General features: G+C 62.4%; 32 protein-coding genes and 1 pseudogene. 29 read left to right on the forward strand and 4 right to left on the reverse strand.

Going from position 1 to position 19,714, the window contains the following annotated elements:
• The first annotated feature begins 11 nt into the window (after window positions 1–11).
• The 25 genes and pseudogenes from rpsS (at window position 12) to RX328_RS21430 (ending at window position 13,336) form a co-directional block, all read left to right on the forward strand.
• The gene (gene rpsS / locus RX328_RS21310) at window positions 12–290 is read left to right on the forward strand and encodes a 30S ribosomal protein S19 (protein WP_025588653.1); all 279 of its coding nucleotides are present in this window, start codon (window positions 12–14) and stop codon (window positions 288–290) included.
• A gap of 10 nt (window positions 291–300) precedes the next feature.
• Window positions 301–687: a 50S ribosomal protein L22 gene (gene rplV, locus RX328_RS21315; protein WP_028349054.1), complete on the forward strand. Its 387-nt coding sequence runs from the start codon at window positions 301–303 to the stop codon at window positions 685–687.
• A 19-nt stretch (window positions 688–706) separates the two neighbouring features.
• Window positions 707–1,411 carry a 30S ribosomal protein S3 gene (rpsC, locus tag RX328_RS21320; RefSeq protein WP_057843581.1) on the forward strand — a complete coding sequence of 235 codons (705 nt, stop codon included), beginning with the start codon at window positions 707–709 and terminating at the stop codon, window positions 1,409–1,411.
• 30 nt (window positions 1,412–1,441) lie between these two features.
• Entirely contained in the window at window positions 1,442–1,855 is a 414-nt protein-coding gene (gene rplP / locus RX328_RS21325) for a 50S ribosomal protein L16 (RefSeq protein ID WP_057843582.1), read from the forward strand.
• Between the two features lie 5 nt (window positions 1,856–1,860).
• A complete protein-coding gene (gene rpmC / locus RX328_RS21330; protein ID WP_213245501.1) occupies window positions 1,861–2,067 on the forward strand; it encodes a 50S ribosomal protein L29 in 207 nt (68 codons plus the stop codon).
• 11 nt (window positions 2,068–2,078) lie between these two features.
• On the forward strand, window positions 2,079–2,327 hold the full coding sequence (gene rpsQ, locus RX328_RS21335; protein WP_009797129.1) for a 30S ribosomal protein S17: 249 nt from the start codon (window positions 2,079–2,081) through the stop codon (window positions 2,325–2,327).
• Between the two features lie 75 nt (window positions 2,328–2,402).
• A complete protein-coding gene (gene rplN / locus RX328_RS21340) occupies window positions 2,403–2,771 on the forward strand; it encodes a 50S ribosomal protein L14 (protein WP_011473865.1) in 369 nt (122 codons plus the stop codon).
• On the forward strand, window positions 2,771–3,085 hold the full coding sequence (gene rplX / locus RX328_RS21345; RefSeq protein ID WP_213245499.1) for a 50S ribosomal protein L24: 315 nt from the start codon (window positions 2,771–2,773) through the stop codon (window positions 3,083–3,085). The genes rplN and rplX overlap by 1 nt, the downstream gene beginning before the upstream one ends.
• Window positions 3,078–3,635, forward strand: coding sequence for a 50S ribosomal protein L5 (gene rplE, locus RX328_RS21350; RefSeq protein WP_213245497.1), 558 nt, complete (start codon window positions 3,078–3,080; stop codon window positions 3,633–3,635). The genes rplX and rplE overlap by 8 nt, the downstream gene beginning before the upstream one ends.
• A gap of 43 nt (window positions 3,636–3,678) precedes the next feature.
• Complete coding sequence (rpsN, locus tag RX328_RS21355; protein WP_065728822.1) at window positions 3,679–3,984, forward strand: 30S ribosomal protein S14; 306 nt, start codon at window positions 3,679–3,681, stop codon at window positions 3,982–3,984.
• Between the two features lie 14 nt (window positions 3,985–3,998).
• A complete protein-coding gene (rpsH, locus tag RX328_RS21360; protein WP_028349046.1) occupies window positions 3,999–4,397 on the forward strand; it encodes a 30S ribosomal protein S8 in 399 nt (132 codons plus the stop codon).
• A 16-nt stretch (window positions 4,398–4,413) separates the two neighbouring features.
• Window positions 4,414–4,947, forward strand: a complete 534-nt coding sequence (rplF, locus tag RX328_RS21365; RefSeq protein ID WP_213245495.1) for a 50S ribosomal protein L6 — start codon at window positions 4,414–4,416, stop codon at window positions 4,945–4,947.
• A gap of 11 nt (window positions 4,948–4,958) precedes the next feature.
• The gene (rplR, locus tag RX328_RS21370) at window positions 4,959–5,318 is read left to right on the forward strand and encodes a 50S ribosomal protein L18 (RefSeq protein WP_213245494.1); all 360 of its coding nucleotides are present in this window, start codon (window positions 4,959–4,961) and stop codon (window positions 5,316–5,318) included.
• Window positions 5,319–5,380: 62 nt separating this feature from the next.
• Complete coding sequence (rpsE, locus tag RX328_RS21375) at window positions 5,381–5,956, forward strand: 30S ribosomal protein S5 (RefSeq protein ID WP_029081759.1); 576 nt, start codon at window positions 5,381–5,383, stop codon at window positions 5,954–5,956.
• A 37-nt stretch (window positions 5,957–5,993) separates the two neighbouring features.
• On the forward strand, window positions 5,994–6,188 hold the full coding sequence (gene rpmD / locus RX328_RS21380; RefSeq protein ID WP_213245492.1) for a 50S ribosomal protein L30: 195 nt from the start codon (window positions 5,994–5,996) through the stop codon (window positions 6,186–6,188).
• A 20-nt stretch (window positions 6,189–6,208) separates the two neighbouring features.
• Entirely contained in the window at window positions 6,209–6,697 is a 489-nt protein-coding gene (rplO, locus tag RX328_RS21385; RefSeq protein ID WP_213245490.1) for a 50S ribosomal protein L15, read from the forward strand.
• 145 nt (window positions 6,698–6,842) lie between these two features.
• Window positions 6,843–8,174: a preprotein translocase subunit SecY gene (gene secY / locus RX328_RS21390; RefSeq protein WP_213245488.1), complete on the forward strand. Its 1,332-nt coding sequence runs from the start codon at window positions 6,843–6,845 to the stop codon at window positions 8,172–8,174.
• 77 nt (window positions 8,175–8,251) lie between these two features.
• On the forward strand, window positions 8,252–9,133 hold the full coding sequence (locus tag RX328_RS21395; RefSeq protein ID WP_213245486.1) for an adenylate kinase: 882 nt from the start codon (window positions 8,252–8,254) through the stop codon (window positions 9,131–9,133).
• Window positions 9,134–9,318: 185 nt separating this feature from the next.
• The gene (gene rpsM / locus RX328_RS21400; RefSeq protein ID WP_171578040.1) at window positions 9,319–9,687 is read left to right on the forward strand and encodes a 30S ribosomal protein S13; all 369 of its coding nucleotides are present in this window, start codon (window positions 9,319–9,321) and stop codon (window positions 9,685–9,687) included.
• A 129-nt stretch (window positions 9,688–9,816) separates the two neighbouring features.
• Window positions 9,817–10,206: a 30S ribosomal protein S11 gene (rpsK, locus tag RX328_RS21405; protein ID WP_006021048.1), complete on the forward strand. Its 390-nt coding sequence runs from the start codon at window positions 9,817–9,819 to the stop codon at window positions 10,204–10,206.
• Window positions 10,207–10,315: 109 nt separating this feature from the next.
• The gene (locus RX328_RS21410) at window positions 10,316–11,356 is read left to right on the forward strand and encodes a DNA-directed RNA polymerase subunit alpha (protein WP_213245484.1); all 1,041 of its coding nucleotides are present in this window, start codon (window positions 10,316–10,318) and stop codon (window positions 11,354–11,356) included.
• Window positions 11,357–11,516: 160 nt separating this feature from the next.
• Complete coding sequence (gene rplQ / locus RX328_RS21415; protein WP_028349036.1) at window positions 11,517–11,933, forward strand: 50S ribosomal protein L17; 417 nt, start codon at window positions 11,517–11,519, stop codon at window positions 11,931–11,933.
• A 124-nt stretch (window positions 11,934–12,057) separates the two neighbouring features.
• On the forward strand, window positions 12,058–12,516 hold the full coding sequence (gene greA / locus RX328_RS21420; protein WP_213245482.1) for a transcription elongation factor GreA: 459 nt from the start codon (window positions 12,058–12,060) through the stop codon (window positions 12,514–12,516).
• Window positions 12,517–12,543: 27 nt separating this feature from the next.
• Window positions 12,544–12,842, forward strand: a pseudogene (locus RX328_RS21425) (DUF1330 domain-containing protein).
• A gap of 149 nt (window positions 12,843–12,991) precedes the next feature.
• Entirely contained in the window at window positions 12,992–13,336 is a 345-nt protein-coding gene (locus RX328_RS21430; RefSeq protein WP_213245480.1) for a DUF1236 domain-containing protein, read from the forward strand.
• Window positions 13,337–13,389: 53 nt separating this feature from the next.
• Here RX328_RS21430 and RX328_RS21435 read toward each other — a convergent pair whose 3' ends face one another.
• Together RX328_RS21435 and RX328_RS21440 are read right to left on the reverse strand one after the other, a co-directional pair.
• Window positions 13,390–13,758 (reverse strand): hypothetical protein, encoded by a 369-nt coding sequence (locus RX328_RS21435; protein WP_213245478.1) that lies wholly within the window; start codon window positions 13,756–13,758, stop codon window positions 13,390–13,392.
• A 211-nt stretch (window positions 13,759–13,969) separates the two neighbouring features.
• A complete protein-coding gene (locus tag RX328_RS21440; protein WP_213245476.1) occupies window positions 13,970–14,983 on the reverse strand; it encodes a zinc-binding alcohol dehydrogenase family protein in 1,014 nt (337 codons plus the stop codon).
• A 128-nt stretch (window positions 14,984–15,111) separates the two neighbouring features.
• On the opposite strand from RX328_RS21440, the gene RX328_RS21445 reads away from it, so the two are divergent.
• The 4 genes from RX328_RS21445 to RX328_RS21460 all read left to right on the forward strand — a co-directional run bounded on the left by RX328_RS21445 (window position 15,112) and on the right by RX328_RS21460 (window position 19,016).
• Window positions 15,112–15,489: a winged helix-turn-helix transcriptional regulator gene (locus tag RX328_RS21445; RefSeq protein ID WP_213245474.1), complete on the forward strand. Its 378-nt coding sequence runs from the start codon at window positions 15,112–15,114 to the stop codon at window positions 15,487–15,489.
• A gap of 82 nt (window positions 15,490–15,571) precedes the next feature.
• A complete protein-coding gene (locus RX328_RS21450) occupies window positions 15,572–16,969 on the forward strand; it encodes a DegQ family serine endoprotease (protein ID WP_213245472.1) in 1,398 nt (465 codons plus the stop codon).
• Window positions 16,966–18,303, forward strand: coding sequence for a replication-associated recombination protein A (locus RX328_RS21455; RefSeq protein ID WP_213245470.1), 1,338 nt, complete (start codon window positions 16,966–16,968; stop codon window positions 18,301–18,303). Before RX328_RS21450 ends, RX328_RS21455 begins: the two co-directional genes overlap by 4 nt.
• Window positions 18,300–19,016 (forward strand): tetratricopeptide repeat protein, encoded by a 717-nt coding sequence (locus RX328_RS21460; protein ID WP_213245468.1) that lies wholly within the window; start codon window positions 18,300–18,302, stop codon window positions 19,014–19,016. Before RX328_RS21455 ends, RX328_RS21460 begins: the two co-directional genes overlap by 4 nt.
• A gap of 18 nt (window positions 19,017–19,034) precedes the next feature.
• On the opposite strand, the gene RX328_RS21465 is transcribed toward RX328_RS21460, so the two are convergent.
• Both RX328_RS21465 and RX328_RS21470 read right to left on the reverse strand, forming a co-directional pair.
• Window positions 19,035–19,322: a hypothetical protein gene (locus RX328_RS21465; protein ID WP_213245466.1), complete on the reverse strand. Its 288-nt coding sequence runs from the start codon at window positions 19,320–19,322 to the stop codon at window positions 19,035–19,037.
• Entirely contained in the window at window positions 19,319–19,714 is a 396-nt protein-coding gene (locus RX328_RS21470; RefSeq protein ID WP_213245464.1) for a TfoX/Sxy family protein, read from the reverse strand. Before RX328_RS21470 ends, RX328_RS21465 begins: the two co-directional genes overlap by 4 nt.

Raw genomic sequence — 19,714 nt, forward strand, 5'->3', positions numbered from 1 at the left:
GAACGCCGGACATGGTTCGTTCAGTCTGGAAAGGCCCGTTCGTCGAAGCCTCTCTGCTCAAGAAGGCAGATGCTGCGCGCGCGTCCGGCCGTCACGACGTCATCAAGATCTGGAGCCGCCGCTCGACCATCCTGCCGCAATTCGTCGGCCTGGTGTTCGGCGTCTACAACGGCCAGAAGCACGTGCCGGTCTCGGTCAACGAGGAAATGGTGGGTCACAAGTTCGGCGAGTTCTCGCCGACCCGTACCTTCCATGGCCACTCGGGCGACAAGAAAGCCAAGAAGGCTTGAGGAATAGACGATGAGCAAACCAAAGCGCGAACGTAGCCTCGCGGACAACGAGGCCAAGGCAGTCGCCCGGATGCTGCGCGTCAGCCCGCAGAAGCTCAATCTTGTCGCGCAATTGATCCGCGGCCGGAAGGCGTCTGCTGCGCTCGCCGACCTGCAGTTCTCGCGCAAGCGGATCGCGGTCGACGTCAAGAAGTGCCTGGAATCGGCGATCGCGAACGCCGAGAATAACCATGACCTCGAGGTCGACGATCTCGTCGTCGCCGAGGCCCATGTCGGCAACGGCATCGTCATGAAGCGTTTTTCGCCCCGCGGCCGTGGCCGTTCGGGCCGTATCTATAAACCGTTCTCGCACCTGACCATCGTGGTTCGTCAGGTCGAGGCCGAGGCAAGCGCTTAAAGCGGCGCGGGAGAAAACGATGGGTCAAAAGATCAATCCAATCGGACTGCGTCTCGGCATCAACCGCACGTGGGATTCGCGCTGGTTCGCCGGCAAGAACGAATACGGCAAGCTCTTGCACGAAGACGTCAAGATCCGCGAGATCCTGCACAAGGAGCTCAAGCAGGCGGCCGTCGCCCGCATCGTGATCGAGCGTCCGCACAAGAAGTGCCGCGTGACGATCCACTCGGCGCGTCCGGGCGTCGTGATCGGCAAGAAGGGAGCCGACATCGACAAGCTGCGCAAGCGGGTTGCCGACATCACGGCTTCCGACGTCGTCATCAACATCGTCGAAATCCGTAAGCCCGAACTCGACGCCACCCTGGTTGCCGAGTCGATTGCGCAGCAGCTCGAGCGCCGCGTCGCATTCCGCCGCGCCATGAAGCGGGCGGTGCAATCGGCGATGCGTCTTGGCGCCGAAGGCATCCGCATCAACTGCTCGGGCCGTCTCGGCGGCGCCGAAATCGCGCGCATGGAGTGGTATCGCGAGGGCCGCGTGCCGCTGCACACGCTGCGCGCCGACGTCGATTACGGCGTGGCGACGGCGTTCACCACGTTCGGTACCTGCGGCGTCAAGGTCTGGATCTTCAAGGGCGAGATCCTCGAGCACGATCCGATGGCCCAGGACAAGAAGATGGCCGAAGGCGATACCGCGCGTCCGCGCCGCGACACCGCCGCAGCGTGAGACATTAGGAAAGTTTGAGGGCTCAAAGCCATGATGCAACCAAAGAAAACGAAGTTCCGGAAGGCGCATAAGGGCCGTATCCACGGCGTTGCGACTTCGGGTGCGACGTTGTCGTTCGGCCAGTTCGGCCTGAAGGCGATGGCGCCCGAGCGCGTCACTGCCCGCCAGATCGAAGCCGCGCGCCGCGCGCTGACCCGCCACATGAAGCGCGCCGGCCGCGTCTGGATCCGCGTATTCCCGGACGTGCCGGTGTCGAAGAAGCCCGCCGAAGTCCGCATGGGCTCCGGCAAGGGCACGCCGGAATTGTGGGTGGCGCGGGTCAAGCCCGGCCGGGTGATTTTCGAGATCGACGGCGTCAACGTGCAGACCGCGAAGGAAGCGCTGACGCTCGCCGCCGCCAAGCTGCCGATCAAGACGCGCTTCGTCGCGCGCATTGCGGAGTAACACTCATGGCCCCGATGAAAGTTGAAGACATCCGCACGATGAGCGACGACCAGAGGGAGGATGCCGTCCTCAATCTGAAGAAGGAACGCTTCAACCTGCGTTTCCAGCGCGCCACCGGGCAGTTGGAAAACACCTCGCGGCTGCGCGAAGCCCGCCGCGATATCGCCCGCATCAAGACCATCGCCGCGCAGGTTCGCGCGAAGAAGAAGTAAGAGGCCGTATTATGCCGAAACGTACCCTTCAGGGCGTGGTCGTGAGCGACAAGCAAGCCAAGACGGTGGTGGTGCGCGTCGATCGCCGCTTCACCCATCCGATCTACAAGAAGACGATCCGCCGCTCCAAGAACTACCACGCGCATGACGAGAACAACGAGTTCAAGCCGGGCGACATGGTGTGGATCGAGGAAAGCAAGCCGATCTCGAAGTTGAAGCGCTGGACCGTGGTCCGGGGCGAACAGAAGAAAACGGCCTGATAACTTCGGTTTAGCCGAGGGAATTCAGGGAAATTTTGAGCGCGCTAAAGCGCAGAAAGAGGACGAGGTGCATCAATGATTCAGATGCAGACCAACCTCGACGTGGCCGACAATTCAGGCGCACGCCGTGTCATGTGCATCAAGGTGCTGGGGGGCTCCAAGCGCCGCTATGCCACCGTGGGCGACGTTATCGTCGTGTCGATCAAGGAAGCGATTCCGCGCGGCAAGGTGAAGAAGGGCGACGTGATGAAGGCCGTCGTGGTGCGGGTCCGCAAGGACATCCGCCGCGCCGACGGTTCGGTCATCCGCTTCGACCGCAACGCCGCCGTCTTGATCAACAACCAGTCGGAGCCGGTCGGCACCCGTATCTTCGGGCCGGTGCCGCGCGAGCTTCGCGCCAAGAACCACATGAAAATCATCTCGCTTGCGCCGGAGGTGCTGTGATGGCCGCCAAGATCCGGAAAGGTGACAAGGTCATGGTGATGACCGGTCGCGACAAGGGTCGCACCGGCGAAGTATTCGAGGTCCGCCCCGCCGAGAACAAGGCGCTGGTGCGCGGCGTCAACATGGTGAAGCGTCACCAGAAGCAGACCCAGAACCAGGAAGGCGGCATCATCTCCAAGGAGTCGCCGATCCACCTGTCCAACCTTGCCTATGTCGGCAAGGACGGAAAGCCGACCCGCGTCGGCTTCAAGATTCAGGCCGATGGCAAGAAGGTACGCATTGCCAAGAGCTCGGGAGCAGAGATCGATGGCTGATACCGCTTACGTGCCGCGCCTGCGCGCGGAGTACGACAAGAGCATTCGCGGCAAGCTGACCGAACAGTTCGGCTATGCCAACGTCATGCAGGTGCCGCGGCTGGACAAGGTCGTGCTCAACATGGGCGTCGGCGATGCTGTTAACGACCGCAAAAAGGCCGAGACCGCGGCTGCCGAACTGACGCTGATCGCCGGCCAGAAGGCAATCGTGACCTATTCGCGGATCGCGATCGCGACCTTCAAGCTGCGCGAGAACCAGCCGATCGGCTGCAAGGTCACGCTGCGCAAGGCCAAGATGTACGAGTTCATCGATCGCCTGGTGAACGTGGCGCTGCCGCGCGTGCGTGACTTCCGTGGTCTCAATCCGAAGAGCTTCGACGGCCGCGGCAACTACTCGCTCGGCCTCAAGGAGCACATCATTTTCCCCGAAATCGATTTCGACAAGGTTTCGGAAGCCCGCGGCATGGACATCACGGTCTGCACCACGGCGAAGACCGACGACGAGGCGCGCGCCTTGTTGACCGCATTCAATTTCCCGTTCCGGCAGTGAGACGCAGCTAAGCCTCTCAAACGCGGAAACCCAGGAGCCAAGCATGGCAAAGAAGAGTTCGATCGAGAAGAACAACCGGCGCAAGCGGATGGCCAAGAACGCCGCGCCTGCGCGCGCGAAGCTGAAGGCGATCATCGCCGACAAGACCAAGCCGATGGAAGAGCGGTTCGCGGCGACGCTGAAGCTCGCCCAGATGCCGCGCAACTCGTCGACCACGCGGATTCGCAACCGCTGCGAACTGACCGGCCGCCCGCGCTCGAACTACCGCAAGAACAAGCTTTCCCGCATCGCGCTGCGTGAACTCGGCTCCAAGGGCCTGGTTCCCGGGCTCGTGAAGTCGAGCTGGTAAGGAGGGTCGTCACGATGTCAACGCACGATCCGATCTCCGATCTCATCACCCGCATCCGCAACGCGCAGATGCGTTCGAAGTCCAAGGTCTCGACCCCGGGCTCGAAGATGCGCGCCAGCGTGCTCGAAGTGCTGAAGGCCGAGGGCTACATCCGCGGCTATGCCAGCGTGGAGCATGCTTCGGGCCGGAGCGAACTCGAGATCGAATTGAAGTATTTCGACGGCGAGCCCGTCATTCGCGAGATCGAGCGGGTCTCGAAGCCGGGCCGTCGGGTTTACGCCTCGGTGAAGAACCTGCCGCGCGTGAACAACGGTCTCGGCATTTCGGTGTTGTCGACGCCGAAGGGAATCATGGCCGACCACGCCGCGCGAGACGCGAATGTGGGCGGCGAAGTTCTCTTCACGGTGTTCTGAGGAAGGATTTTTAGCCATGTCACGTGTTGGCAAACGGCCTGTGGCGATCCCGTCCGGTGTGACGGCGACCGTCGAGGGACAGACCGTCAAGGTGAAGGGGCCGAAGGGCCAGCTTCAGTTCGTCGTGCATGACGACGTCGAGGTGAAGTCCGAAAGCGGGGCGATCAAGGTCGCGCCGAAGTTCAAGACCAACCGTGCGCAGGCCATGTATGGCACCGCGCGCGCGCAGGTGGCGAACCTGGTCGAGGGCGTCACCAAGGGTTTTGAGAAGAAGCTCGAGATCACCGGCGTCGGCTATCGCGCCGCGATGCAGGGCAAGAACCTGCAGCTCGCGCTCGGCTACAGCCACGACGTGGTCTATGCGATCCCGGAAGGCATCACCATCGCGGTGCCGAAGCCGACCGAGATCACGATCTCGGGCACCGATTCCCAGCGCGTCGGTCAGGTCGCCGCCGAGATCCGCGCCTACCGTCCGCCGGAGCCCTACAAGGGCAAGGGCGTGAAGTACGCCAACGAATTCATCTTCCGCAAGGAAGGCAAGAAGAAGTAACGGAGCCGGTCATGTCACTCAAGGTTACGAATGCCCGGCGCAAGCAGCGAGTGCGCAACTCGCTGCGCCGGTCCGCCAATGGACGCCCGCGTCTGTCGGTGTTCCGTTCGTCGAAGCACATCTACGCCCAGGTCATCGACGACCTGAAGGGCGAGACGCTGGCTTCCGCCTCGTCGCTGGAAAAGACCATGCGCGAGGCCGGCAACACCGGCGCCAACATCGATGCGGCCAAGGCCGTCGGCAAGCTGCTGGCGGAACGCGCCGTGAAGAACGGCGTCAAGGAAGTGGTGTTCGATCGCGGTCAGTATCTCTACCACGGGCGCGTCAAGGCGCTCGCGGACGCCGCTCGCGAAAGCGGACTGAGCTTCTAACGAAACGGTTTTGGATAATTACGAGGACAGGGGCTTTCTTCCCCTAAAGATTGGAAAACACCATGGCAGGTGAACGCGAACGCGGCGGACGCGAACGGAGCAGGGATCGCGAGGAGCGCGACAGCGAGTTCGTCGACAAGCTCGTCCACATCAATCGCGTGGCGAAGGTCGTCAAGGGCGGCAAGCGCTTCGGCTTTGCGGCGCTGGTTGTAATCGGCGACCAGAAGGGCCGCGTCGGTTTCGGCCACGGCAAGGCGCGCGAAGTGCCCGAGGCGATCCGCAAGGCGACCGAGTCGGCCAAGCGCAATTTGACCCGCGTGGCGCTGCGCGAAGGCCGCACGCTGCATCACGACATTGCCGGCCGTCACGGCGCCGGCCGCGTCTACCTGCGCGCCGCTCCGGCCGGTACCGGCATCATCGCCGGCGGCCCGATGCGCGCGGTGTTCGAGACGCTCGGAATCCAGGACGTGGTGGCGAAGTCGATCGGCTCGTCGAATCCCTACAACATGGTTCGCGCGACCTTCGACGCGCTGAAGCATCAGGATTCGCCGCGTTCGGTTGCGGCGCGCCGCAACATCAAGGTGTCCACGCTGCAATCGCGCCGTGTCGGCGGCGACGCCGAAGCGGTGGCTGAATAACCGGCGCGAACTTTAAGCGCTATTTGGAGTTAAGACGATGGCCAAGGCCGCAAAGACGATCAAGGTCGAGCAGACCGGCAGCGCGATCCGCCGCCACCACTCGCAGCGTTCGACGCTGATCGGCCTCAAGCTCAACAAGATCGGCCGGGTAGCCGAGCTTCAGGATACGCCTGAGGTTCGCGGCATGATCAGCAAGGTTCAGCATCTCGTCCGCATCGTCGGCGAGCAGTAAGAAAGCAAGGAGACAGGGCGATGAAGCTCAGCGATATCGCCGACAACGCCGGCTCGCGCAAAAAGCGCATGCGCGTCGGCCGTGGGATCGGTTCCGGCAAGGGCAAGACTTCGGGCCGCGGCGGCAAGGGCCAGACCGCGCGTTCGGGCGTGCGCATCAAGGGTTTCGAGGGCGGCCAGATGCCGCTGCATCGCCGCCTGCCGAAGCGTGGCTTCAACAACATTTTTCGGCTCGACTTTGCCGAGATCAATCTCGACCGGCTGCAGGAGGCGATCGATGCCAAGCTGGTCGACACCAAGGAAACCATTACCGCGGAATCGCTGGTCAAGGCCGGCGTGATCCGTCGCGTGAAGGACGGCGTGCGGCTGCTCGGCCGCGGCGAACTCAAGTCCAAGCTCGCGATCGAGGTGCACGGCGCCTCGAAATCCGCGGTTGCGGCGGTCGAGAAGGCCGGCGGCACGGTGAAGATCCTGGCCCCAGCCAAGAAGGAAGAAGGCGAGGCGGCGTAAAATCTGCGTCATCGCCCGCTGACCGCGGGCGTTACGCACGATAGGATGATGGACTTATCGAAGCCGAGCACCAAATAATGTCCGGCGTCTGCCGGTCGCCCGTTATCGGAGCGACGGCGCGAGGGCGGCGGGAGAAAGCCTGAACATGGTCTCAGCAGCAGAACAACTTGCGGCAAACCTCAATTTCGGCGCTTTGGCCAAAGCCGACGAACTGAAGAAGCGCATCTGGTTTACGCTGGGTGCGCTGCTTGTTTATCGGCTCGGTACCTATATCCCGCTGCCCGGCATCGATCCCGCGGCCTGGGAGCAGGTATTCAAGTCGCAGGCCGGCGGCATTCTCGGCATGTTCAACATGTTCGCCGGCGGCGGCATCAACCGCATGGCGATCTTCGCGCTGAACATCATGCCGTACATCTCGGCATCGATCATTATCCAGCTCCTGACGACGGTATCGCCCAAGCTCGAAGCCTTGAAAAAGGAAGGCGAGGCGGGCCGCAAGACGCTGAACCAGTATACCCGCTACCTCACGGTGATTCTGGCAACATTCCAGGCCTACGGCATCGCCGTCGGCCTCCAGGGCGCCGGCAATGTTGTCAGCGAACCCGGGCTGTTCTTCCTGATTTCCACCACGGTCACGCTGACCGGCGGCACCATGTTCCTGATGTGGCTCGGCGAGCAGATCACCTCGCGCGGCATCGGCAACGGTATTTCGCTGATCATCCTGGCCGGCATCGTTGCCGAGCTGCCGTCTGCTCTCGCCAATATGCTGGAACTGGGACGCCAGGGCGCGCTGTCGACTGGCCTGATCCTGCTCGTGATCGTGATGGCGGTCGTCGTGATCGCCTTCATCGTGTTCATGGAGCGCGCGCAGCGCAGGCTTCTGATCCAGTATCCGAAGCGGCAGGTCGGCAACAAGATGTTCGAGGGCCAGTCCTCGCATCTGCCGCTCAAGCTCAACACCTCGGGCGTGATCCCGCCGATCTTCGCCTCGTCGCTGTTGCTGCTGCCCGCGACCGTTGCAAACTTCAACGCCGGCCAGGGCCCGGAATGGTTCCAGTGGCTCAACACCCAGCTCAGCCACGGCCGTCCGCTGTTCCTGATCCTCTATCTGGGCCTGATCGTGTTCTTCGCGTTCTTCTACACCGCGATCGTGTTCAACCCGACCGAGACCGCAGACAATCTGAAGAAGCATGGCGGCTTCATACCCGGCATTCGTCCGGGCGAACGCACAGCCGAGTATATCGATTACGTGCTGTCGCGCGTCACGGTGCTGGGCGCGATCTATCTGGCGATCGTCTGTCTGATTCCCGAAATCCTGATTTCCTACGCCTCGGTGCCGTTCTATTTCGGCGGAACCTCGCTTCTGATCGTCGTCAGCGTAACCATGGATACAGTGGCGCAGGTGCAGGGTTATCTGTTGGCCCATCAGTATGAGGGGCTGATCCGGAAATCCAAGCTGAGGGGCCGCCGCCGCTGATTTCGCGGACAGGCGTGGTCTGAAATTCAAGACAAGGTGTGCGGCGATTCGCTCACCAAGCCGGGGGGCGAATAGTCATGAGATTGATCCTTTTGGGTCCGCCGGGCGCGGGCAAGGGGACCCAGGCACAGCGGCTGGTCCAGAAGTACGGCATCGTGCAGCTCTCGACCGGCGAAATGCTGCGTGCTGCGGTAGCCGCCGAAACGCCGGTCGGCCTGCAGGCCAAGGACATCATGGCGAGCGGTGCGCTGGTGCCGGATGAGATCGTGATCGGGATTATCTCCGACCGTCTCGATCAGCCCGACATGAAGAAGGGTTTCATTCTCGACGGCTTTCCGCGCACGGTGCCGCAGGCCGCTGCCCTCGACGAGCTCCTGAAGAAGAAGCACATCAAACTCGACGCCGTGATTGAACTGCGCGTCAACGAGAGCGCGCTTCTGAATCGCGTCGAGACGCGGGTTGCCGAGATGCAGGCCCGCGGCGAGGAAGTGCGAATCGACGACACCCCCGAAGTGCTGTCGAAGCGGCTGGCGAGCTACCGTTCGATGACCGAGCCGCTGATCCACTATTATTCCGAGCGTCGGAAGCTCGCTACCGTCGACGGCATGATGACCATCGAGCAGGTCACGCGGGAGATTAACCGGATCCTGTCCGCCGTCGGTGCGGTGGAACCCAAGGCCGCCAGGTCCGCGGCGCCGGCCAGGAAGGCCAGGGCGGGCACCAGCAAGAGCGCGAAGCCGGCGGGTAAAAAAGCTGCCAAAACCGCCGGGAAGGCGGCCAAATCGGCTGGAAAGGCTAAGAAAGCGGCCTCCAAGAGGGCTCTGAAGGCGACCCGCACCGCCGCGTCGGCTGCCAAAGGGGCTGCCAGGGGACGGGCGGCCGGCAAGGCCAAAAAGACCGCCAAGAACACCGTCCGCAAGGCTGCCAAAAAGGTCACGAAAAAGCGAGCTAAGCGATAGAGACGGTTGACGAAACCGAGTTGAATCCTTAATAAGCCCCGCATCCAAGTCGGATAGTTTTTTGACGATGCCGGGCCCCGAAGAAGATGAGGGGAAGGGCGTCGTGTTCGCGTTTGCGGACGCCTGCCCGAGATAGCAAGAACTTTAGGCCGATCCATTAGGGATCGGCGACAGGAGAGAAGTCCGTGGCCCGTATAGCCGGCGTGAATATCCCGACCAACAAGCGCGTTCTGATCGCGCTCCAGTACATCCATGGCATCGGCCAGAAGAACGCGTCCGAGATCATGGAGAAGGTCAAGATCCCGACTGATCGTCGCGTCAGCCAGTTGAGCGACCAGGAAGTCCTGCAGATCCGCGAAGTCATCGACCGCGACTATCTCGTCGAGGGCGACCTTCGCCGCGAGACCGGCATCAACATCAAACGTCTGATGGACCTCGGCTGCTATCGCGGTCTGCGTCATCGCCGCGGACTTCCGGTGCGCGGTCAACGCACCCACACCAATGCGCGCACGCGCAAGGGCCCGGCCAAGTCAATCGCCGGCAAGAAGAAGTAATTCGGCGAATTGCGAATAGGGCATGGCGAATAGAAACCTATTCGCTGCTCGCCGTTCGCCACTCGCGTTTTTAGGTGTAGCCGCTGGCATTACGGCGGCGTTGAGATCACAGGAAAGGTTTTAGGTAATATGGGCAAGGAAGCCACCCGCGTCCGCCGTCGCGAACGCAAGAACATCGCCTCCGGCATCGCGCACGTGAATTCGTCCTTCAACAACACGACCATCACCATCACCGACGCGCAGGGCAACACCATTGCCTGGTCCTCGGCCGGCACGATGGGCTTCAAGGGCTCGCGCAAATCGACCCCCTATGCCGCGCAGGTCGCGGCCGAAGACGTTTCCAAGAAGGCGCAGGAACACGGCATGCGCACCCTGGAAGTGGAAGTTGCCGGCCCCGGTTCGGGCCGCGAATCGGCGCTTCGCGCGCTGCAGGCGGCGGGCTTCACCGTGACGTCGATCCGCGACGTGACGACGATCCCGCACAATGGTTGCCGTCCGCGCAAGCGCCGGCGCGTTTGATACTGGTCGCGCGCGGTTATGCCGCTCGCGATTGCTTTTGGAATTTTCCGCGGACTGACCCGCGATCTCCAACGCCAGTGATCTGAAGGCGGATCGACTGGCCGGTCTATTGACCCGAAGGGGTGACAAAGTGACGATCCAGAAAAATTGGCAAGAACTTATTCGACCGAACAAGCTGCAGGTAACGCCGGGCTCCGACGCGACCCGGTTTGCGACCGTCGTCGCCGAGCCGCTCGAGCGCGGTTTCGGCCAGACGCTCGGCAACGCGCTACGCCGCATCCTGTTGTCGTCGCTGCAGGGCGCCGCCGTGCAGTCGGTGCACATCGACGGCGTGCTGCACGAGTTCTCCTCGATCGCGGGCGTTCGCGAGGACGTCACCGACATCGTGCTCAACATCAAGGACATCTCGATCAAGATGCAGGGCGAAGGCCCCAAGCGCATGGTCGTGAAGAAGTCGGGTCCGGGCGTCGTCACCGCCGGAGACATCCAGACCGTCGGCGACATCGTGGTGCTCAATCCCGAGCTGCAGATCTGCACACTGGACGAGGGCGCTGAAATCCGCATGGAGTTCACGGTCGCCGCCGGCAAGGGCTACGTCGCCGCCGAGCGTAACCGGCCCGAGGATGCGCCGATCGGCCTGATTCCGGTCGACAGCCTGTTCTCGCCCGTGCGCAAGGTCTCCTACAAGGTCGAGAACACCCGTGAGGGCCAGATCCTCGACTACGACAAGCTGACCATGACGATCGAGACCAACGGCGCGATCTCGCCGGAGGACGCGGTGGCCTATGCCGCACGCATCCTGCAGGATCAGCTCAACGTGTTCGTGAACTTCGAAGAGCCGCGCAAGGAAGTCGCGCAGGAGATCATTCCCGATCTCGCCTTCAACCCGGCGTTCCTCAAGAAGGTCGACGAGCTCGAGCTGTCGGTGCGTTCGGCAAACTGCCTGAAGAACGACAACATCGTCTATATCGGCGACCTCGTGCAGAAGTCGGAAGCGGAAATGCTCCGCACCCCGAACTTCGGCCGCAAGTCGCTGAACGAGATCAAGGAAGTGCTGGCCCAGATGGGTCTGCATCTCGGCATGGAAGTGCCGGGCTGGCCGCCGGAGAACATCGACGAGCTCGCCAAGCGCTTCGAGGATCACTACTGATTTTCGTCATTCCGGACGTCGCGAAGCGGCGATCCGGAATCTCGAGGCTCCGGGTTCGTGCTCACGCGCGCCCCGGAATGACTTGGGCGAACGCAGGCAGCCCACCTGAGCAATATGTCCGACGAACCGTCGCGACGAAGACAAGTCAAGGAACAGATCAATGCGTCACGGCAAGGTTCATCGTAAACTTAACCGCACCGCCGAGCATCGCCGCGCGATGTTCGCCAACATGTGCGCCGCCCTGATCAAGCACGAGCAGATCGTCACCACGCTGCCGAAGGCCAAGGAATTGCGTCCGATCGTCGAGAAGCTCGTCACCCTCGGCAAGAAGGGTGGGCTCGCCATGCGCCGTCAGGCGATCTCAGAGATGCGCGACGTCGACCAGGTCAAGAAGCTGTTCGACACGCTGGCGCCCCGCTACAAGGACCGCCAGGGCGGCTACACCCGCATCATCAAGGCCGGCTTCCGCTACGGCGACAACGCGCCGATGGCCGTGATCGAATTCGTCGACCGCGACGTTGATGCCAAGGGCCAGGATTCCGGCCCGGTGGAGGAGAAGTCCGCCGAAGCGGCGTAACTCTTCCAAATCGCAGTTTTCAAAAGCGGCGCCGCGGGCGCCGCTTTTTTGTTGCCCGTGCCCGCCATCGCGCCGGCGCGTGACTTCATAGGAACCCTCCCGGGCCGATAAACGTTCAACATGTATGAGTAGGGCGTTCGTCAAAGACACAGAGGACGTCGAAGGTCTGCCTGACCGGCCAATCTCCGATCTTCCGAATGACGTGACGGCTGAAGGCCTGCGCCGGATCGAGCAGGCGTTGGCTGTGGCCGAGGCGGCCCAGGCTGCGGCGCAATCTGCTGGCGATCGCGCGGCGCTGGCCAGCGCCCGCCGTGACTTCCGCTATTGGAATGCTCGCCGCGCCACGGCGAGGGTGGCGCCCGAGCCATCAGACAATTCCGTCGTGCGTTTCGGCCACACCGTCACCATCGTGCGCGAGGATGACCGGCGACAGACGTTCCGGATCGTCGGTGAAGACGAGGCCGAGCCCGCGCATGGGACGATCTCGCACGGATCGCCGCTGGCGCGCGCGCTGTTCGGCAAGGGTGTCGGTGATGTCGTCGCCATCGCCGGAGGTGAAGCGGAGATCGTCGAAATCCGGTGATGCGTAACACCGTCCGTGAGGCGAAGGATGTCAGCTTACGTTATTTCCGAAGTCGATGATGTGCGCGATCCGGCAGAGTTCGAAGTCTATCGCAGCCTCGCCGCGAAGGCGATCGCGCATTATGGCGGCCGCTATCTGATCCGTGCCGGCGCCGCCAATTTGATCGAAGGTGGCCCACCGCCGAAAAACATCATTGTCGTCGAATTTCCCACGATGGAGCGTTTGCGCGAATGGTACGCCTCGCCGGAATACGCGGAGGACTGAACGGGCGGCAGACCGCGTTCGATCGGCGGTTGATCTTCGTTGACGAGGTCCCGTTGGCTTGAGCTTGCACTGCAACGTCGCGCTGACAACGGGTGCGTCGGTGATATTGCTGCGCGCTCAACGCGTTGCTGTGCCGGATTCTTCCCGGAACAAGTGAGTGGAAAATCTGTTTTTCCTGTAGCCGCGCTTATGCGGTTTGAGGAGGAACTAGATGAAGAAGCTGTTCATGATTGCGGCGGCAGCGTCGCTGGTTGCGACGATGGCCAATGCACAGACCACCACCGTTGAGACGACGACCGGAGCTGCGGGCGCCACGGTTCGGATCGAGCCGGAATATCGCACGAAGATCAAGAGCTACGTGACCGAGCACAAGATCCGTCCGGTGGAAACGCGTGAAAGGATCGTGGTTGGTGCCAAGGTACCGACCGATGTCGAACTCGCGCCGGTGCCGTCCGATTGGGGCCCGTCAGTGACGAAGTATCGCTATGTGTACTCGAACAACCGCGTGATGCTGGTCGACCCCGCCACCCGCACCGTGGTGCATGAAATCGACTGACGCTTCATCCATAAAAAGGGCCGCCAACTCGGCGGCCCTTTTCTTTTGCTTGATCACCAATGACGCCAGTGGCGGTGACCCCAGTGGTGGTGACCCCAGTGGTGGTGGTGGCGGTGGTAAAACCGCGGGCCGCCATAGTAGGCGAATGCCGGGCGAACGACGCGACGGTAGCGAACCACAGGCACGTACGGCTCGTCGTAATATCCGCCATAGTAGGCCGGGTAATACCCGCCGTAATATGCGGGACTATAGGCGTAGGCGCTCGAAGCCAGTCCGCCGATCACCGCGCCCGCGATCAATCCGCCAGCCACGGCCGGAAAAAATCCTCCTCCGCGCCAGTGGGCCTCGGCCGGCGACGGTGCCGTTACGGCCGTCAAGCCCAGGACCGCCGCCGCGGCCAAGGCTAAAGGTGCTTTCCTCATGGACTACTCCTTTCCGTAAAGCAGACACTCGCTAAACACATTGGGGTGAAGTTTGTTGCTTAAGTGCCCGCTTTCAAAGGCCTTTGGCGGTAAATTTAATTTTGATGAATGTGTGTTCAGGCGAGGGCCCGACAGCCAAGCCGCCGTCGGAGGAGGCGAATCCGCCATTTTTTCCGATGTGGAACTCGGGGTGGAATTGGCGAGCAGCCACCTACCACCCCTCCAGCACGATCTTGCCGCGCGATTTGCCGCTTTCCAACAGCGCATGCGCGCGTTTCAGATTGGCGGCGTTGATGGTGCCGAAGGTCTGGTCGAGCGTGGTGCGCAGCACGCCCTTGTCCAGGAGGTCGGAGACGTCGTTCAGCAGGTGATGCTGGGCGATCATGTCAGGCGTTTGGAACGACGAGCGCGTGAACATCGATTCCCAGTGGATGGAGACCGCCTTGCCCTTGAAGGCACTGACGGTGAATTCCGGGGGATCGTCGATCAGGCCGAACTTGCCCTGTGGCGCGATGAAATCTGCGATCGCCTTGTAGTGCTGGTCGGTGAAGGTGAGGCTCGCGACCAGGCCGACAGGCGGCACTTTCAGTTTCTCGATCTGCTCTTTCATCGGCTGGGAATGATCGATCACCGCATGCGCGCCGAGCTCGATGCACCATTTTTGCGATTCGGGACGCGTGGCGGTAGCAACCACCGTCAGCCCGGTCAGGCGGCGCGCGAGCTGGATCAGAATCGAGCCGACGCCGCCGGCGCCGCCGGTGATCAGCAGCGTGCGCGGATCGAGGCTCTTGCCCGGTGTGGCGCCGAGCCGGTCGAACAGCAATTCCCATGATGTGATCGAGGTCAGCGGCAGCGCCGCGGCCTGCGCGAATGACAAGGATTTCGGCTTCTTGCCGACGATCCGCTCGTCGACCAGGTGAAATTCCGCATTCGTGCCCTGGCGCAGGATCGAGCCGGCGTAAAACACTTCGTCACCCGGTTTGAACAGCGTGACGTCCGGGCCGACGGCATCGACGATGCCGGCAGCGTCGTAGCCCAGGATTTTGGTCTCGCCCTCGGGCGGGGCGGCGCGCTTGCGGACCTTGTAATCGACCGGGTTGGCCGAGATCGCCTTGACGGCGACTCTGATGTCGCGGCCCTTCGGTTCCGGCGTGGGAGCTTCGAAATCGATCAGCGCATTCGCATCTTCGATGGGGAGCGATTTTCTGTATCCGACGGCCTTCATGCCCGTTTCTCCTGCCTGGCTTGAGGATAGTTGCTTAACTGTCGCGCTGGCATCGGATTGGCAAGCACTGTAAATTCGGGGAACTAGTCCCTGTTTGGATACTATTGGGAAAACTCCAGGAAAAACCCATGAAACGGCGGAATTTTGCCCGTCGGCCGGGCTGCGCAGTTGAAGCGACGCTCGACCTGATCGACGGCAAGTGGAAAGGCGTGATCCTGTTTCATCTGCAGGCCGGCACCCAGCGCTTCGGGGAGTTGCGGCGGCGGATGCCCGGGATTACCCAGCGCATGCTGACCAAGCAGCTTCGCGCGCTCGAGGACGACAAGCTCGTGATCCGCAAGGTCTATGCCGAAGTGCCGCCGCGGGTCGAATACACGCTGTCGGAAATCGGCGAGAGCCTGCGGCCTGTGATCGAGACGCTCAGGGCATGGGGCGAGGGCCATCAGGAACGGCTATCCTGTGCGCCGGCCTCCGACACCGTCAAAACGTCAGACCGCGCGGCCTGACCGGCAGTATTGTGTACCGCCTTATCTTCTCTCGTTGCTGCCTCGCATCTATATCTGAGGCCATCAATTTTGGGATTCTTGCATGACGTTGATGATCCGCTGTTTCGCCTTGCTGCTGGTTTCCGCAGTCGTTGCAACGCCGGCGCCGGCGCAGGACCGGCGCGTGCCGACCTCTGGCGCCGAACTGCGTCTGTCGTACGCGCCGATCGTGCAGCGCGCGCAGCCGGCAGTCGTGAACGTCTATGCCGCCAAGACCGTACAGAATCGCAACCCGCTCCTGGACGACCCGATCTTCCGCCGCTTCTTCGGCGTGCCCGGAATGCAGCCCGAGCAGATGCAGCGCTCGCTGGGATCGGGTGTGATGGTCGATGCTTCGGGGCTCGTGGTCACCAACAACCACGTCATCGAGGGCGCTGATCAGGTCAAGATATCGCTCGCCGACAAGCGCGAATTCGAGGCCGAGATCGTGCTGAAGGACAGCCGCACGGATCTCGCCGTGCTGCGCGTGAAGGACGGACGAGAGAAATTTCCGACGCTGGACTTCGCCAATTCCGATGAATTGCTGGTCGGCGACGTCGTGCTCGCGATCGGCAATCCTTTCGGCGTCGGCCAGACCGTGACCCACGGCATCGTCTCCGCGCTGGCCCGCACCAAGGTCGGCGTCACCGATTACCAGTTCTTCATTCAGACCGATGCCGCGATCAATCCCGGTAATTCCGGCGGCGCGCTGGTCGACATGACCGGCAAGCTCGTCGGCATCAACACCGCGATCTTCTCGCGCTCCGGCGGCTCGCAGGGCATCGGCTTTGCGATTCCCGCCAACATGGTGCGCGTCGTCGTGGCCTCCGCCAAGAGCGGCGGCAAGGCCGTCAAGCGGCCGTGGCTGGGTGCGAAACTGCAGGCGGTGACGCCTGAAATCGCCGAGACGCTGGGGCTGAAACTGCCGAACGGCGCTTTGGTCGCGAATGTCGCGCCGAACAGTCCGGCCGCCCGCGCCGGTCTGAGGCCGTCGGACCTGATCGTCGCCATCGAAGGGCAACCGATCGACGAACCCAACGCGTTCGACTACCGCTTCGCTACAAGGCAACTCGGCGGCGCCGCGCAGATCGACGTGCAGCGCGCCGGCAAGACCGTCAAGCTGACGGTGCCGCTGGAGACTGCGCCCGACACTAACCGCGATGAAATCGTGCTCACTGCGCGCTCGCCGTTCCAGGGCGCCAAGGTCGCCAATATTTCGCCGGCGGTTGCCGACGAGCTGCATCTGGATTCCCAGGCCGAGGGCGTCGTGGTGATCGATCTTGCCGATGGTGGTACTGCGGCAAGCGTCGGCTTCCAGAAAGGCGATATCATTCTTGCGGTCAACAACCAGAAGATCAGCAAGACCAGCGACCTCGACAAGGCTTCGAAAACTTCATCCAGGCTCTGGCGCATCGTCGTGGTGCGCGGCGGCCAGCAGATCAACGTGACGTTGGGCGGATGAGCCCGAAGAAACCCCGCGAGGCGACCAATCTCTTTGCTGCGGCAGGGATGGAGGAGGATGCGCCGCGTCCGCTTCCCGACCGGCTGCGGCCGCGCTCGCTCGCCGATGTCGTCGGACAGGATCACATTCTCGGCGCCGACGGTGCGCTGACGCGGATGCTGGAGACGCGCACGCTGGGCTCGCTGGTGTTCTGGGGGCCACCGGGCACCGGCAAGACCACGGTGGCGCGGTTGTTGGCGGATGCCACCGAACTGCATTTCGAGCAGATTTCGGCAGTGTTTTCCGGCGTCGCCGATTTGAAGAAGGTGTTCGACGCGGCGCGCGCCCGGCGCGAGATGGGCAAGGGTACGCTGCTGTTCGTCGACGAGGTGCATCGTTTCAACCGCGCGCAGCAGGATTCGTTTCTGCCCGTGATGGAAGACGGCACCGTGGTGCTGGTCGGTGCCACCACGGAAAACCCGTCATTCGAGCTCAACGCCGCGCTTCTGTCGCGCGCGCGCGTGCTGGTGTTCCACTCGCTCGATGCCCCCGCGATCGAAAAGCTCTTTGCGCATGCCGAGAAGGTCGAGGGCCGAAAACTGCCGCTCGATGCCGAGGCGCGCGCCGTGCTGGTGCGGATGGCCGACGGTGACGGCCGCGCCGCGCTGACCTTGGCCGAAGAGGTCTGGCGCGCCGCGCGCAAGGAAGAAATCTTCAATGCTGCGCAGTTGCAGGAAATCCTGCAGCGCCGCGCGCCGATCTACGACAAGTCCGCCGACGGCCACTACAACCTAATTTCGGCGCTGCATAAGTCGGTGCGCGGCTCCGATCCCGATGCCGCGCTGTATTACCTTGCGCGAATGCTGGACGCCGGCGAGGACCCGCTGTTTTTGGCCCGGCGCGTCGTGCGCATGGCGGTGGAGGATATCGGGCTTGCCGATCCGCAGGCGCTGGTGATCTGCAATGCGGCCAAGGATGCCTTCGACTTCCTCGGCCATCCCGAGGGCGAGCTCGCGATCGCGCAGGCCGTGATCTATCTCGCCACCGCGCCGAAATCGAACGCCGCCTACAAGGCCTTTGGCGCTGCGATGCGCACGGCGAAAGAGGGCGGCTCGCTGCTGCCGCCGAAACATATTCTCAATTCGCCGACAAAATTGATGAAGTCGGAAGGCTATGGCTCCGGCTACGAATACGATCACGACGCGCCCGATGCCTTCTCCGGACAAGACTACTTTCCGGAAGCGCTGGGGCGGCAGACCTTTTACGATCCGCCCGATCGCGGCTTCGAACGCGAAATCCGCAAGCGGCTGGATTACTGGGCGAAGCTGCGTAAGGAACGAGGCCAGGGCGAATGAAGCGTTTCGAGAACCATCTGAAGCAGGCTGTTCGGGCCGTCGCATGTGTGTTGATGCTGGCGTCGCCGCTTGCTGCCGCCGCTGAGAGCGTCGAGGTGGCACCGGGCGTGCAGGTGACAAAGCGAACATATGCAGCAGCGCCGACCAACGAGCAGCCATTCTTCGGATTTGCGGCCAAGAATGCGGAGGAAAAGACCGGCGACGAGAAATTCGTAAGCGCCATCATCGGGGCCACCGGCTCGCGCGAGAAGGCGTTTGAGGAAATAACCATGCGGGGCTGGAGGGCGGTAAATACCGGCAAGATCCGGGAAGCCGCGCTGCGGTTTAACCAGGCGTTTCTCATTTCACCGGAGCAGAGCGCCGTCTATCACGGCCTCGCGGTGGTCGCGCAATTTCGCTTCAACGACCTCGATGCCGCGGACGAGCTTTTCAAGATCGCGCTCAAGCAGCCCAATCCGGTGAAGGCATTGAGAGCCGACTATGGCCGCATGTTGCTGATCGCAAAGCGCCCGCGCGACGCCCAGCCCGTGTTGGAGCAGGCGGTCAAGGATGCGCCTGATTTCGGTGACGCCTGGACCAATCTCGCCGTGGCTCGCTTCCAGAACGGTGACGCGGCGGCCTGCGCAGCAGCGGATGAAGCCGCCAAGAAGCGTCCGTCGAACAATTCCGGGGCCGACCTGACCGCGGTGAGAAACGCCGCGCAGTGCAAATAGCACCGCTGGTCTTCCGCGTCAGCCTGACCTTACTTCGTAGATTCGAATGCTCGAAATGAAAGGGTTGGCTTGCGCCATCTTCTCGGCATCGTCGAGCGTTGCCGCGTTGACAATTGTGAAGCCGGTGATGGAGTCGGGTCCAAGCGGAAGATCCTTCGTTCCGCCCTTCGAGATTTCGCGACCATTGCCGAAGCCGCCCATGTCCACGGTATGCGGCTTGGTGGCCTCGAACCACTTGCCCCAGGCGGCCATGATTTCGGGAGTGGGCCTTTCAAATCCGTAATGCAGCAGCACAAACTTCTTCATGCTTGGCTCCTTTTCAGCGTTCGGGGCAATTGCTTTTTCTTTGGAGATTTCGCCTTCGGCGCGATTGCCTCGGCATAGTGCAGCGAAAGATTGATCCAGAATGCGCGCTTATCCGCATCGGCCAGTAGCTCCTCGGGCAATCGCACATATTCGCGCATCGGTCGGCCCTTCATCGGCTCGAAGATCCGTTCGCCAAATTCGGCGGCGAAGCGTGCGCGATCCTTCTCCGACAGCCGCATGACGAAATCGTTCTGGTGCAGCCCGATAAAGAGATTTCCGTTGGCAAAGGCCGCCGGGTAGCCGAACATCTTGCGGCGGGAGATATTTGCGCCTGACGGAACCGACTTGTCGAATAGATCGATCAGCGACTGCGGCGATTTCGTCCAGGCCAC

Origin of the sequence: Bradyrhizobium sp. sBnM-33 (genome assembly GCF_032917945.1) — a bacterium.
Taxonomy (GTDB): domain Bacteria; phylum Pseudomonadota; class Alphaproteobacteria; order Rhizobiales; family Xanthobacteraceae; genus Bradyrhizobium.